The organism is Bradyrhizobium sp. PMVTL-01, assembly GCF_051861855.1.
Taxonomy (GTDB): Bacteria; Pseudomonadota; Alphaproteobacteria; order Rhizobiales; family Xanthobacteraceae; genus Bradyrhizobium.
This window is the reverse complement of record NZ_CP193982.1, coordinates 8,370,885-8,384,314: the sequence shown is the minus strand read 5'-3', so window position 1 is coordinate 8,384,314 and position 13,430 is coordinate 8,370,885. Positions and strand designations below refer to the sequence as shown.

General features: G+C 66.0%; 14 protein-coding genes. 7 read left to right on the top strand and 7 right to left on the bottom strand.

Annotation, left to right across the window (positions count from 1 at the left end):
* The first annotated feature begins 123 nt into the window (after window positions 1–123).
* Entirely contained in the window at window positions 124–939 is an 816-nt protein-coding gene (locus ACRQ5Q_RS40345; protein ID WP_439371944.1) for an N-acetylmuramoyl-L-alanine amidase, read from the top strand.
* 105 nt (window positions 940–1,044) lie between these two features.
* Here ACRQ5Q_RS40345 and ACRQ5Q_RS40340 read toward each other — a convergent pair whose 3' ends face one another.
* From ACRQ5Q_RS40340 to ACRQ5Q_RS40330, 3 genes are all read right to left on the bottom strand, one after another.
* Window positions 1,045–2,655: a Na+/H+ antiporter gene (locus ACRQ5Q_RS40340; protein WP_439371942.1), complete on the bottom strand. Its 1,611-nt coding sequence runs from the start codon at window positions 2,653–2,655 to the stop codon at window positions 1,045–1,047.
* 45 nt (window positions 2,656–2,700) lie between these two features.
* Complete coding sequence (bla, locus tag ACRQ5Q_RS40335; protein WP_439395344.1) at window positions 2,701–3,528, bottom strand: class A beta-lactamase; 828 nt, start codon at window positions 3,526–3,528, stop codon at window positions 2,701–2,703.
* A 253-nt stretch (window positions 3,529–3,781) separates the two neighbouring features.
* The gene (locus tag ACRQ5Q_RS40330) at window positions 3,782–4,156 is read right to left on the bottom strand and encodes a nuclear transport factor 2 family protein (RefSeq protein WP_439371939.1); all 375 of its coding nucleotides are present in this window, start codon (window positions 4,154–4,156) and stop codon (window positions 3,782–3,784) included.
* Window positions 4,157–4,249: 93 nt separating this feature from the next.
* Between ACRQ5Q_RS40330 and ACRQ5Q_RS40325 the strand changes: the two genes are divergently transcribed.
* Window positions 4,250–4,678, top strand: coding sequence for a GFA family protein (locus tag ACRQ5Q_RS40325; RefSeq protein ID WP_439395342.1), 429 nt, complete (start codon window positions 4,250–4,252; stop codon window positions 4,676–4,678).
* A gap of 183 nt (window positions 4,679–4,861) precedes the next feature.
* Window positions 4,862–6,688, top strand: coding sequence for a caspase family protein (locus ACRQ5Q_RS40320; RefSeq protein ID WP_439395340.1), 1,827 nt, complete (start codon window positions 4,862–4,864; stop codon window positions 6,686–6,688).
* Window positions 6,689–6,711: 23 nt separating this feature from the next.
* On the opposite strand, the gene ACRQ5Q_RS40315 is transcribed toward ACRQ5Q_RS40320, so the two are convergent.
* Window positions 6,712–7,401: a DUF1345 domain-containing protein gene (locus ACRQ5Q_RS40315; RefSeq protein WP_439371935.1), complete on the bottom strand. Its 690-nt coding sequence runs from the start codon at window positions 7,399–7,401 to the stop codon at window positions 6,712–6,714.
* A gap of 199 nt (window positions 7,402–7,600) precedes the next feature.
* Complete coding sequence (locus ACRQ5Q_RS40310) at window positions 7,601–8,524, bottom strand: polyprenyl synthetase family protein (protein ID WP_080133655.1); 924 nt, start codon at window positions 8,522–8,524, stop codon at window positions 7,601–7,603.
* 161 nt (window positions 8,525–8,685) lie between these two features.
* Here ACRQ5Q_RS40310 and mtgA point away from each other — a divergent pair, with 161 nt between their 5' ends.
* The 3 genes from mtgA (at window position 8,686) to ACRQ5Q_RS40295 (ending at window position 10,503) form a co-directional block, all read left to right on the top strand.
* Window positions 8,686–9,360: a monofunctional biosynthetic peptidoglycan transglycosylase gene (gene mtgA / locus ACRQ5Q_RS40305; RefSeq protein WP_439395339.1), complete on the top strand. Its 675-nt coding sequence runs from the start codon at window positions 8,686–8,688 to the stop codon at window positions 9,358–9,360.
* 169 nt (window positions 9,361–9,529) lie between these two features.
* A complete protein-coding gene (gene rpmF, locus ACRQ5Q_RS40300; RefSeq protein ID WP_439371932.1) occupies window positions 9,530–9,712 on the top strand; it encodes a 50S ribosomal protein L32 in 183 nt (60 codons plus the stop codon).
* Between the two features lie 143 nt (window positions 9,713–9,855).
* The gene (locus ACRQ5Q_RS40295; protein WP_439399951.1) at window positions 9,856–10,503 is read left to right on the top strand and encodes a hypothetical protein; all 648 of its coding nucleotides are present in this window, start codon (window positions 9,856–9,858) and stop codon (window positions 10,501–10,503) included.
* 176 nt (window positions 10,504–10,679) lie between these two features.
* Here ACRQ5Q_RS40295 and ACRQ5Q_RS40290 read toward each other — a convergent pair whose 3' ends face one another.
* Window positions 10,680–10,940 (bottom strand): hypothetical protein, encoded by a 261-nt coding sequence (locus ACRQ5Q_RS40290; RefSeq protein ID WP_439371929.1) that lies wholly within the window; start codon window positions 10,938–10,940, stop codon window positions 10,680–10,682.
* Window positions 10,941–11,161: 221 nt separating this feature from the next.
* On the opposite strand from ACRQ5Q_RS40290, the gene ACRQ5Q_RS40285 reads away from it, so the two are divergent.
* Window positions 11,162–12,856 (top strand): EAL domain-containing protein, encoded by a 1,695-nt coding sequence (locus tag ACRQ5Q_RS40285; RefSeq protein WP_439395337.1) that lies wholly within the window; start codon window positions 11,162–11,164, stop codon window positions 12,854–12,856.
* Window positions 12,857–13,014: 158 nt separating this feature from the next.
* Here ACRQ5Q_RS40285 and ACRQ5Q_RS40280 read toward each other — a convergent pair whose 3' ends face one another.
* Window positions 13,015–13,383, bottom strand: coding sequence for an antibiotic biosynthesis monooxygenase family protein (locus ACRQ5Q_RS40280; RefSeq protein WP_439371927.1), 369 nt, complete (start codon window positions 13,381–13,383; stop codon window positions 13,015–13,017).
* Window positions 13,384–13,430: the final 47 nt, after the last annotated feature.

Below are 13,430 nucleotides of genomic sequence, written 5' to 3'. Positions count from 1 at the left end.
CTTCCCAAAAACCAATCGGGAGGAGCAGCCATGCTCCGTGCCGAGGGCAACAAATTCCTGACCGAGTCCGGTTCCGGAACGGGCTTCGTCGGCCGGCCGCGGATTGCGGCAGCGGAGTAAGGCTTGTCGCTAGGACGTGGCGTCGTCGCAATTCTTCTCGTGTCGCTGGCCGCGCTGTCGCTGCCGTCGATCGATGCGGGCCGTGCTGCTCCGGTCCGGAAGGTTGCGAAAGTCAGACCTCAGCCGCCGCCATCACCGGCCAAATGCGAGATGCCGAAATTCCGGATCGTCGTGGATGTCGGTCACACTCCGGACTCCTACGGCGCCCTCAGCGCGCGCAACGATCCGGAATTCGGCTTCAATTTCCGGCTCGCAAGTCTCATCACGGCGAAGCTCAAGTCCGAAGGCTTTGCCGCCACCCGCCTGCTCGTCACGGACGGCAAGGCACGGCCGAGCCTGTTCAAGCGCGTCGGCGCTGCCAATGACGGGCGCGCCGATCTCTTCCTGTCGGTTCACCACGATTCGGTGCCGGACAAGCTACTCGAGGCCTGGGAATTTGACGGTGCAAACAGCTATTTCAGCGATCGATTTTCGGGCCACTCGCTGTTCGTCTCCGAGCGCAATCCGCACTTCACCACCAGTCTCAAGCTGGCCCGGATGATCGGCAGACAGTTGAAGGAGCAGGGTCTGCATTATGCCAGCCAATACACCTTGCCGGTGATGGGCCGCTACCAGCGCCAGCTGCTCGACAAGGATGTCGGCGTGTACCGCTATGACGGACTCATCGTGCTGTCGCGAACGAGAAGCGCCGCCGTGCTGCTTGAAGCCGGCTCCATCATCAATCGCGACGAGGAGATGGAGATGAACTCGGCGGAACGGCAGGAGCTGATTGCGGGGGCCGTGGCCGCGGCGGTGGGGGAATTTTGCGAGAAGCGGTAGAACGCTCCGACGCTTCGGCCCGTCATTGCGAGCACCGCGAAGCAATCCGGAGTCTTTCCGCGGCGGCAGCCTGGATTGCTTCGCTGCGCTCGCAATGACGGGAAGCTACAGCGGCCCGCCCCGATACTCCCGGTTCGCCAGGCTCGCCTCCTCCAGGTCCAGGTCCCGCTCGATCCGGCGCCTCGTCTCGTCCGTGATCTGGCCGTTGCGGAGAAGGCCGTGGATGAATTTTCGTTCGGCCTCGATCAGGTTGCGGGTTAGCGCGGTGCCGGCGGCGGAGACGTCGTGGTGGGCGGGATCGAGTGAATCCGGCAGCTGGTTGACGCGGATCTCGTGGCGGGCGCGCAGCAGCCGCATCACCTCGTCGGAGATGTCCTTTTCCGCGGTCAACGCATCGAGCGACTTCAGCGCGGCCTCGAGCGCCTGGCGTCGCGCCGCGATCTCGGCCTCGTGCTCGGCGACATGCTCGTGGCGGCCCGCCTCGGCGACGCCGAGCCAGCGCACCACGGGCGGCAGCGTCAGGCCGACGCCGATCAGCGTCACGAAGATGACGCCGAAGGCGACGAACAGGATCAGGTCACGATACGGGAAGGCCTCGCCGCTAGGCAGCGTGAACGGCAGTGCCAGCGCGGCGGCCAGAGACACGGCGCCGCGCACGCCGGTGAAGGCGAGCACGAACGGCCATTGCCATGGCGGCGACGGGTCCCGCTCGCGCAGCGATTTGGAGAGGATCCGCGGCAGATAGGTCGCGGGATAGAGCCAGGCGAAGCGCGCGGTCACGATGATGGTCAGAACGACGGCGGTCGCGATCAGGATGTCGTCGAGCGGAAACGCCTTCGACTTCTCGTAGAGTGCGCGCATCTGGAAGCCGGTGAGCAGGAACAGCAGGCCCTCGATCAGGTAGATGATGAGGTCCCAGAAGAAGATGCCCTGCAGGCGCGTCGCCGAGGAGATCAGCAGCGGGCCGTTCCAGCTGACATAGAGACCGCAGGCCACGGTCGCGATCACGCCGGAGCCGCCGACATGCTCGGGCAGCCAATAGGAGACGTAAGGCGTGATCAGCGACAGCGTCAGCTCGACCTGGGGATCCCTCGACCATTTGCGGAAGCGCAACGAAAGCCAGCCGACGCCGATGCCGAAGGCGATCTCGCTGGCCACGATCAGCAGGAACTCGCCTGCCGCCAGCGGCAGCGAGAAATGTCCGACCATGATCGCGGCCAGCGCGAAGCGGTAGAGGATCAGCGCGGTGGCGTCATTGGCGAGCCCTTCGCCTTCGAGGATGACGACGAGCCGGCGCGGCAAGTTGAGCCGGCGCGCGATCGCGAGCGGCGCCACCACGTCGGGCGGCGCGACGATGGCCCCGAGCAGGAATCCCACCGTCAAGGGCAGGCCGATCAGATAATGTGTGGCGGCCGCCACCAGCGCCGCGGTGAAGATCACCGCGCCGACCGCGAGCAGCACGATCGGCCGCAGATTGTTCCTGAACTCGCGCCAGCTCATGGCGACGCTTGCGGAATAGATCAGCGGCGGCAGCACCATCAGCAGCACCAGTTCCGGCGGCAGCTCGACCGGGGGCATGCCCGGCACGAAGGCGAGGCCGACGCCGGAGAGCATCAGCAGGATCGCAGGCGCGATGTTGAAACGGCGGGCGACGAGCGCGGTGCCCGCCAGCACCGCGAGCAGGATGAGGAAGGTCTGGAATTTCGCTGCGATCATGGCCTGTCTTCGCCCGGAAGCGGCCATGAGGTCAATGCGCGGGCCTTACGCCAGCCGTTCCGCCACCATGCGTCCGATGCGGGCAAAAGCGGACGCGATCTGCGCCGCATTCGGCGTGCCGCCCTGGGTATAGGCCGCGATCAGGATCGGCGCATCGGGCTTGTTGTCGAACTTGGGCCAGACGACCGCGATATCGCCCGACGCATCCTTGCCGTTGTTGCCGGTCTTGTCGCCGATCTTCCAGTCCGCCGGCAGACCGCCGCGCAGCCGGTTCGCGCCGGTCTTGCAGTTCACCATCCAGTCGGTGAGCTGGACGCGTGAGGCCTGCGACAGCGCCTCGCCCAGCACCAGCCGCCGCAGATTGTTCGCCATCGCCGCCGGCGTCGTGGTGTCATGGGGATTGCCGGGCGGCGAGCGGTTGAGCTCGGGCTCGTTGTGGTCGAGCCGGGAGGTGGTGTCACCAAGTGATCGCCAGAATGCGGTAAGCGCGGCCGGCCCGCCGATCCGCGCCAGCAGCAGATTGGCGCAGGTGTTGTCGCTGAGCTCGACGATTGCCTTGCACATCTCGCCGACCGACATCTTGCCGGCCGCGAGATTCTGCTTGGCCACCGGAGCGTATTCCAGCAGATCCGCCTCACCATAAGGGATCATGGCCGCAAGCTGCTCTTCGCCGCGATCGACGCGCGCCAGCACGCAGGCCGCGAGCGAGGCCTTGAACGTCGAGCACATGACGAAGCGCTCGTCGGCCCGCCAGGCGAGCTTCTTGCCGGTCGCGAGATTCTCTGCATAGAGCCCGATCCGTCCGCCGCTGTCGCGCTCATAGGATTCGAGCTCTGGCGGCGCTTCCGCGGCAAGCGTGGGAGACGCGGCCATCTAGGCGAGCGAGGCGAGCAGGGAGCGGCGATCGAGAAGCATGGGGGACTTTCAGGCGGGTGAGTGGGAAGACGTAGCGTGCGCTTTATCCGCGCCGTCATTGCGAGCACAGCGAAGCAATCCAGAGTCTTTCCGCGGCGGGATTTTGCTCCGTCGCAAGGGCTCCTCGCAATGACGCGGCGAGAGCGGAGCTCGCAATGACGGAGAATGAGGGGCAAGCGCGCCCGAATTCGGGCAGCGCGAGAGTACTCCCTCACTCCCTCAGGTCATACCTGTACGATTTCGATACGATCTGCCAGCCGTCGGCGAGCTTCATCGCGACCAGATAGTCGGTGAAGTAGCGCGGCGGCAGCTGGCAACGCACCTTGATGAAGGCGGTCTTGTCGTCGGAGCGGTCGATGGTGACGATGAAATCCTCACGCGGTTTGCCTTCGGCTTTCGCGGAGGCGCGCTTGCGTACCCAGGCGAGCCAGTCCGGTACGGTCAGGATCTTCAGCTCGCCGTTTTCCACCCAGCGCAGATCGGCGGACGGATGGAAGACGGCGCCGAGCTTTTCGGCATCACCCTCATAGAGCCCGTCAAAATAGGATTGGACGACGGCTTCGACGCTCGAACGGTTCTGGCTCATGGGTCATCCCTTTGCAGATGGCTTGGGCGGAACTTAATCGTACACATCAAAATGCGCTATGGGTGTGTCAGCCAATTGCGCGAAGGCGTCGCCATGACCGGATCAGAAAATTCGAACGCTCGTATCCTGTCCGGCGAATGCTATTGCCGCACGGTACGCTTTGAAGTGACCGACGCGTTCTCCTATGCGATGAACTGCCACTGTTCGAACTGCCGCCGCACCACCGGCTCCGCCTTCAAGCCGTTCGCCGGCATCGCGCAGGAGGAGCTCCGCATCGTCCAGGGCGGCGACCAGCGGCTTATTTACGGGGACCAGGTCACCCATGACGCCCACTGTGCCCGATGCGGCTCGCTGCTCTATTCCCGGGTGCGGGAGGGGAAATGGGTCCATGTCGCCATGGGAACCCTGGTCGATGCCCCCTCGATCCGCCCGAGCGCCCATATTTTCGTGGGCTCGAAGGCGCCTTGGCACGAGATCACGGACGATCTTCCGCAATATCGGGCGCATGTCGGCGATCCCTAGAGGAACCTGGCCCGCGCCCGCTTGTGTCGCCGAACCCCGACCGCGCTGGCGTGACAAACATAAAGGGTCTTTCCGCCCGTCGTCGATGCCGCCTTCGTGACCTCCATCACAAGCGCCGGCGATTGGTCCTGCTAGAGCGGTGCCCAAAGGGGCCCGGGTGGCCCGAACTTCGGATGTCGTGTCATGCGCAACCTGCTCAGACTTTGCCCGCTTCTTCTTGCTGCTGCGCTGCTGTTTGGCACTGATCCCGCTTTTGCCGGAAAGCGCGTGGCGCTGGTGCTCGCCAACTCGGCCTACCAGCACGCCCCCTTGCTGGCCAACCCCGTCAATGACGGTGCGGTGATGGCCAACACGCTGAAGGAGGCCGGTTTCGACGTCGTCGATTCCCGGCACGATTTGTCCGCCCAGGACACGCGGCGTGTGCTGCGCGACTTTGCCGACGCGACCCGCACTGCCGACATTGCAGTGGTTTACTATGCCGGTCACGGCATCGAGGTCGAGGGCTCCAATTATCTGATCCCCGTCGACGCCAGGCTCGAGCGCGACACCGACGTCTACGACGAGGCGCTGTCGCTCGACCGCGTCCTGGTCGCGGTCGAACCGGCAAAACAGCTCCGCCTGGTGATCCTGGACGCCTGCCGCGACAATCCCTTTGGCAAGACCATGAAGCGCACGATCGCCTCGCGCGGCATCGGCCGCGGTCTCGCCCAGGTCGAGCCGACCAGCCCCAACACGCTGATCGCCTATTCGGCCAAGGCCGGCTTCACGGCGCAGGACGGGGACGGCGCCAACAGTCCGTTTACGGTGGCGCTGTCGAAGCATCTGACGACGCCGGGCCTCGATGTCCGCCGCGCCTTCGGCTTCGTGCGCGACGACGTGCTGAAGTCGACCGGCAACAAGCAGGAACCGTTCGTCTACGGCTCGCTCGGCGGCGACGATGTCCCGCTGGTGCCGGTCAAGGCGGTGGCTGCAGCGCCTGCGGCGCCGGTGGCGAACCCGCAGGCCGATATCCGCCGCGACTACGAGCTCGCGCTCCAGGTCGGCAACAAGCCGGCGTGGGAAGCCTTCCTCGCCCAGCACCCTGACGGCTTCTATGCCAACCTCGCCAAGCTGCAGATCGACAAGATCCAGGCCGAGCAGGCCCATGCGGCGGCGATCGAGAAGGCGAAGCAAGCCGAGGCCGAGCGCGATCGTCTTGCTGCTCTCGGCGCGCAGAAGGATGCGCAGGCCAAGGCTGCGGCCGATGCGAAGGTCGCCGAGCAGGCCCAACTCGCGGCGCAGAAGGCCAAGGAGCAGGCGCAGCAGCAGGCGGCCGCCGCCGAGCAGCAGCGCGTCGAGCTCGCCGCCGCGGCGCCAGGCACCGCGCCGGCCACCACCGCGAGCCCGGCGGGCACCAACGTTGCCTCGCTGACGCGGGCGACCAGTCCGGCCGATCTCAGCCGCTCGGTGCAGACCGAGCTCGGCCGGGTCGGCTGCTACTCCGGTCAGGCCGACGGCAATTGGAACACGTCCTCGCAGCGCTCGCTGTCGCAGTTCAACCGCTACGCCGGCACCAAGCTCGACGTGAAGGTCGCGAGCACCGACGCGCTCGACGCGGTCAAGGCCAAGCCGTCGCGCGTCTGTCCGCTGGTCTGCGAGCACGGCTTCAAGGCCGACGGCGACAGGTGCACGAAGATCGTTTGCCGTGAGGGCTATGCGGTCAACGACGACAATGAGTGCGAGAAGCAGCGCGCCGCCAGGCCGGCCAAGCCTGCAACGGCCAAGCGCGACGACAGTGATGAACGTCCGACCCGGCAGCGTCGCCAGGCCGGCGGTGCGGCTGCCGAAGCGTCAGGCGGCTACGGTGCAGCTGCCGGCATCGCTGCCGCCGCCGGCGCCGGCCGTCGCTCGGGTGGGGGTCAGGTGTTCTGCAACAGCAGCGGTTGCCGTCCCGTCAACCGGGGCTGCCATCTCGAATATCGTGGCGGTGGCGGCCCTGGCAACGATGCCAATGCCGAGGTGTGCAACTGACACCACTAGGCCGCGACGGCAGCCTAGTTCGAAATCGCGCTCGCCGCGATGTTGACCGTCAGCGCCAGCAAGGCCGTGTTGTAGATGAAGGACACGATGCCGTGGGCGGTGGCGGTGCGGCGGATGGTCTTGTCGGTGATGCCGACGTCGGAGACCTGCGCGGTCATGCCGATCACGAACGAGAAATAGACGAAGTCCCAATAGTCGGCGTGGTCTTCCTTGTCGCCGCTCGGAAACTGCAAGCCGCCCGGCTTGGCGTTCCGATAATAATCGTGGGCGTAATGCAGCGCGAAGGTCGTGTGCACGGCGGCCCATGACAGCACGATCGTGGTGATCGCGATGGTCAGCTCCAGCGCTCCGCGATGTGGTGTGCCGAGCTCGGAAACGATCGCGGCGATGCTGGCGAAGGCGCCGGTCGCCGTCACCAGCAGAATCACGAAGCGGCCGTCGTCCTGCATCGCCGCGGCGCGGCGGATGTGCTGGTGGTCGTTGCACAGCATCATCGCATAGACCAGCACGAGATAGACCGCGATCAGCGCATCCCAGCCGAACAGCAGCCGCGTCACCAGCCGGTGCGAGCCCGGCAGCAGCAGGCTGACCAGGATGCCGGCCGCGAGCGCAATGAAGGTCCGCGGCCGTGCATAGATCAGCCGCACCGGCCGCGACATCTTGCGGAAGCGGACGAGAACGGGATCTTCTTTGTCGGTGGCCATGACGGTGAGGGCTCTCTCACAGTTGCCGCGGCGGCGGTCTGCTCCCTCGCCCCGCTTGCGGGGAGAGGGTTGGGGTGAGGGGGGACCTCCGCAAGGACGGTGAGAGCTGGCTTCGCGGAGGCTCCCCCTCACCCGGATTGCATCTTCGATGCAATCCGACCCCTCCCCGCAAGCGGGGAGAGGTGAAGATAGTTCCTAGTCAGTTCTTCCGCTCGGCGACGAAGCGCGCGGCGGCTTGCAGCACGGCGGCGCGATCGCCGAAGATCGAGACGGCGCTGTCGGCGCGCGCGAGCAGGTCGCGTACGCGCTGCTTGGCGCCTTCGATGCCGAGTTGTGTGACGAAGGTGGTCTTGCCGAGTGCGGCATCGGCGCCGGCCGGCTTGCCGAGCGCGGCGGCATCGCCCTCGACGTCGAGCAGGTCGTCGGCGATCTGGAAGGCTTCGCCAAGCGCGCGGCCGTAATCGTCGAGCGCCTGATATTCCTTCTGCGAGGCCTGGCCGAGGATCGCGCCGGCGATGCAGCCGTAGCGCAAGAGCGCACCGGTCTTCATCTGTTGAATACGGGCGACATCGATCGGTTCGTTGCCGCCGAAGCGGCCCTCGCCGGCGAGGTCGAGGATCTGGCCGCCGACCATGCCGCCGATGCCGGCGCAGCGCGCCAGCGCGCGCGTCAGCAAGAGCCGCACATTGGCGTCGCGATGGATCTCGTCGCGGGTGACGATGTCGAAGGCGAGCGTCAAGAGGCCGTCGCCGGCGAGGATCGCGGTGGCGTCGTCGGTCTGCTTGTGCAGGGTGGGGCGGCCGCGGCGCAGGTCGGAATTGTCCATCGCCGGCAGGTCGTCATGGATCAACGAGTAGCAGTGGATGCATTCGAGCGCGGCGCCGACGAGCAGGGCGGCTTCGCGCGGCACGCCGAACACCGCGGCGCTTTCGACCACAAGGAACGGCCGCAGGCGCTTGCCGCCGTTAAGGCTTGAATAGCGCATTGCGTCCATCAGTCGCTTGGGCCGGGCGATCTCATCGTGCAGGATGTCGTCCGACAGCAGGCGCCCGAGCAGGGCCTCGGTATCATCAGCGGTCTTGTCCAGACGTTTGGCGAAATCGGACGGGGACGTGCCGGTCATCAAGAAGGGCTCCAGAACTAAAATTCGGCGGGACAATCCTTTATGCGCCTGCATCAGTCAATCGCTTGGAAGGCCTAAAAAGTGCTGGAAAAGAGCCGAATTATCACAGACTTAATGGTCCAGCCCGTGGCCGCGGTTCAGTTTGCGCCGGAAAGGTCGATTTGCGCATCGTCAAGATCCTGCTGGTGGTGCTCGCGGTCGTGGTCCTCGCGCCCTATGTGATCGCGCCGTTCTATCGCGCCGGCCATCCCGTTTCGACACTGATGGCCTGGCGCAGCTTGCGGGGCGCGCCGATGCAGCGGGTGTGGATCGATCTGGCTGAAATGTCGCCCTACCTGCCGCGTGCGGTGGTGGCGGCCGAGGATGCTCATTTCTGCAAGCATCACGGCATCGATTGGGGCGCGCTGCGCGAGGCGATCGACGACGCGAGGGAGGACGGCACCGCCTTTCGGGGCGCCTCCACCATCACCCAGCAGGTCGCAAAAAACCTGTTCCTCTGGCAGGGGCGGGACTTCATCCGCAAGGCGCTGGAATTCCCGCTGGCGCTGTGGATCGACCTCGTGCTGCCCAAGCCGCGGATTCTCGAAATTTACCTCAATATCGCGGAGCTGGGCCCGCAGGGCCAGTTCGGGGTAGAGGCGGCCAGCGCCTATGCCTTCGGCAAATCGGCCGAGAACCTCTCGCCCCGGGAGGCCGCGCTTTTGGCCGCGATCCTGCCGAATCCGGTCAAACGCAGCGCCCGGACCCCGGGACCGGGTGTCCGGCGGCTGGCAGCCACCTATATGGCGCGGGGCCAGGCGAGTTCGCTTGTGACCTGCTGGCGGGAAAATCGCTGATTCCGGGCCCTTTTGGGGCGCATTTTCCGGGCCAAAAGCCTAGCTTTACGGCCGGCCTTCCTCTATAAGCCCGGCCTTGATCGGCATTCAGCTCGCCTCGTATTGCGGGTGCTGAGCCGTCCCCTCCCGGACGATGCCCCGATAACACCAATCCCTAGAGGATATTGAAATGGCCGTTCCGAGAAGAAAAACCTCGCCGTCGCGCCGTGGCATGCGCCGCTCGGCAGACGCCATCAAGAAGCCGACCTATGTGGAAGACAAGGACTCCGGCGAGCTCCGTCGTCCCCACCATCTCGATCTCAAGACCGGCATGTACAAGGGCCGTCAGGTCCTGAAGAAGAAAGAGACCTGAATTCAGGACCTTTCTCCGGGCGGGATGATCGGGCCTGCCTGATTTCGGCCAACCCATGAGATATGGCAGTGACGGCGGCGGAGCCAATGCTTCGCCGCCGCATTGTCCTGTCTGGACATCTTGATCGAGAAGGCATCTTGCCGATGGTCGGTTTCCCGCTGCTTCTGATTCCGCTCGCGGTCTACAACATCATCGCCTTTCTGATGCCCAGCGTGTCCTTCTCGGACGTGCTGTTCAAGGTGCCGATGATCACGGGCGAGACCTGGCCGGTCACGCTCGCCGATCTCCTGCTCGCGCTCGGCGTGGTGCTGTTGCTGCTCGAGGTGGTCAAGGGCGCGCGGCCCGGCTCGAAATTCCTGATGGACCATCTGCTGTCGCTGATCATCTTCGGCGCGGCCGCCGCCGAATTCGTGATGTGGCCCAAATTCGGCAATTCCACCTTTTTCCTGCTGGTGCTGCTCGCGATGGCCGATTTCCTCGGCGGCATCGCCCAGCGCACGCGCCGCCGCGTCACCTATGTCGCCGAGACCACGGCGCCGGCGCCGCGGAAGGCCAAGCGTCGGGCCGAACCGCCTGCTGATGAAGCTGTGGCCGAGCCCAAGTTCGAGCCGGCGCCGGCGCCGCAGCCAGCGCCGGTGGTGCCGCCCGCGCCCTCCGCGCAGTCGGTCGCCGAATCCGTGCTGATGGATCATCCCGCGCCGAAGCCGGTGAGCCCGCCCTCGCCGGAAATCCCCTCGCCGCATCTGCAGCCGGGCAACGGCACGCCGCCCTCGCCCGACACGCCGCGCTGACTTGAGCCTGTCGCCGCGGTGTCGGTGCGCTCCCTCGCCCCGCTTGCGGGGAGAGGGTTGGGGTCTCCACCGGGGATGGTGAGAGTTGGACTCGCGGAGGGTCCCCCTCGCCCGATCGCTTCGCGATCGACCTCGCCCCCGCAAGCGGGGCGAGGTGAAGCGCGATCTCCTGCTTATCAAGCCACCTGCCGCGTGCGGGCGCTGACGCTTCCGAGCGGGCGCTTGCTGCCATAGGCGATCAGCGCATCTTCCGACGAGGCGCGGCGGAGCCGGCTGGTCTGGGGCAGGTGCTCGGCGTTGGCGATCAGCTGGGTGACGAAGCTCGGGTCAGGGCGGGGCAGCGGCGCCTTGTTGACCCACTGCAACGTCGGCACCATCGGCACCAGGGCCGTGCCCTTTCCGCTGTCCAACTCGTCCGATCGACCAGTAGCCAACATCGCGATCACCGTTGATCCGGCGGAGCCTGTCGCGTTTCGGGACGCGGGCGCCGGGTGCGTGTCAGTACTCGCAAGGCCTATGCCGCGCGGGCCGGTTTGGTTCCCTCCTCACTTCACAACGTGGTTTCCAAATTGTTTATCAACTTTGCCTAGGGTCGAAGGCGAATCTGGCTCTATCCTGTGCCGGCTCAGGACTCCCGCTGTCCCGAAACGAGGCGATTTTGACCCCTGCATTGCCGCAAGCCTCCGACATCCTGGCCGCCCTTGGCCAGGCCGTGTTCGCCTGGGACATCGCCAGTGACGCCATCGCCTGGGGCGAGCAGGTCAGTGCCGTCTTCCCCGGCATCCCCGCCGAGCGGCTTGCGACCGGCGCCGAATTCGCCAAGCTGATCGAGCCCGCGCAGTCGCTGCGGAGCGCCGCGCTGGCGCAGACCTCCCCGGTGCACGGTGGCGACGGCACGCCCTACCGCGTCGAGTATGGCGTGCGCATGAGCGCCTCCGATCCCGTGATCTGGATCGAGGAGACCGGCCGCTGGTTCGCCGGCCCCGATGGCCGGCCGACGCGTGCGATCGGCTCCGTCCGCATCAACAATGAGCGCCACGCCCGCGACGAGGAATTGACCAGGCTGGCCCGGCTCGATCCACTGACGGGCGAGCTCAACCGCTCCCATCTGATCGCGGCGCTGGCCGAGGCGATCGAGGAGACGAGGCGCTTCCGCTCGACGGCGGCCTTCATGCTGGTCGGCATCGATCATCTCGCCCGCGTCAACGACGCTTTCGGCTTCGACGTCGCCGACGCGGTGATCCTCGACATCGCCGGGCGCATCCGCGCGCGCCTGCGCGGCGGCGACGTGCTCGGGCGCTTCTCCGGCAACAAGTTCGGCCTGATCCTGAAGAACTGCACCATCGACGACATGAACGTCGCCGCCGAGCGTTTCCTCGCCGGCATCCGCGACGAGGTGGTGCCGACGAAATCCGGTCCGGTCTCGGTCACCGCCTCGATCGGGGCGGTCAGCCTGCCGCGCTATGCCCGCAACACCGACGAGGCGGTCAATCGCGCGCATGAGACGCTCGATGCTGCCAAGCGCCGGCGGGCCGGCTCGTTTGCGGCCTGGCGTCCCGATGCTGCGCGCGATGCGCAGCGCCGCGTCAACATCCGTGTCACCGACGAGATCGTCACGGCGCTGAACGAGCGCCGCATCAAGCTCGCCTACGAACCTGTCGTGTCGGCCGTCTCGCGCCAGCGCGCATTCCACGAATGCCTGGTGCGGATGGACCAGGGCGACGGCCAGGTCCTGCTCGCGCCCGACATCGTGCCGGTCGCCGAGCGGCTCGGCCTCATCCGCCTCGTCGATCACCGCGTGCTCGAGCTCGTGGTGGCCGAGCTCGCGGCCGCGCCCGATGTCAGTCTCAGCCTCAATATCTCGCCCGACACCACCATGGATCCGGACTGGTGGGCGGGAATCGAGTCGCTGATGCTGGCCCATCCCGGGGTCGCCGAGCGGCTGATCGTCGAGATCACAGAGACGGTCGCGATCCAGGACATCGATGATGTCCGCGGTTTCGTCACGCGGCTGAAGAATTTCGGCAGCCGCATCGCTATCGACGATTTCGGCGCCGGCTACACCTCCTTCCGGAATCTGCGCAAGCTCGGCGTCGACATCGTCAAGATCGACGGCGCCTTCGTGCAGAACATCACGCACTCCGCCGACGACCGCGCCTTCGTACAGACCCTGATCGATCTCGCCCACCGCCTCGACATCAAGACCGTCGCCGAATGGGTGCAGGACGAAGACGCCGCCAACATGCTGCGCGACTGGGGCTGCGACTACATCCAGGGCCGCCTGATCGGCCTCGCCTCAGCCGAGCGCCCGTGGGGTGTGGCGGTGGATAGCGCACTGCCCGCGGCGGGCTGAGGGGTGCGGAAAGGCGCAAGGGCGCCTTTGCCCTCCGTACGATTGCTCTCGTGGGCTCGACTCTCTCCTCCGTCATTGCGAGCGTAGCGAAGCAATCCAGAGTCTTTCCGCCGCGGCGGTCTGGATTGCCTCGCTGCGCTCGCAATGACGATGCGCACCTACGCCACACAAATCCCCGCGACTGCGACCTTCTGAAACAGATGCGGACTTGCGATGGCCGACGTCGGGTAGTCCGCGATCTTCGCGCGGAACTCCGGATGGGTGAAAGCCGCGCGGAAATGCGCATTGGACTCCCAGACCGCGTAGTTGAGATAGGTCGGGCTGTCGCCGATCGCACGATGCAACTGGGTCGAGATGAAGCCCGGCTGCCGCTTCATGAAGGCGGCATCGTCTTGCCAGCGCTTCAGAAAAAGCTGCTCATCCGCCGCATCGAGCGTGAACAGGTTGACCAGCACCACGGGGCCGGCATCAAGCGCGATCTGGCGGTCGATCGGGAACGTCGGGTCGAGCGGACGCATCTGGGGCATGACATCACTCCATGTAATTGGTACCATCATGTCAATTAGGCGATACC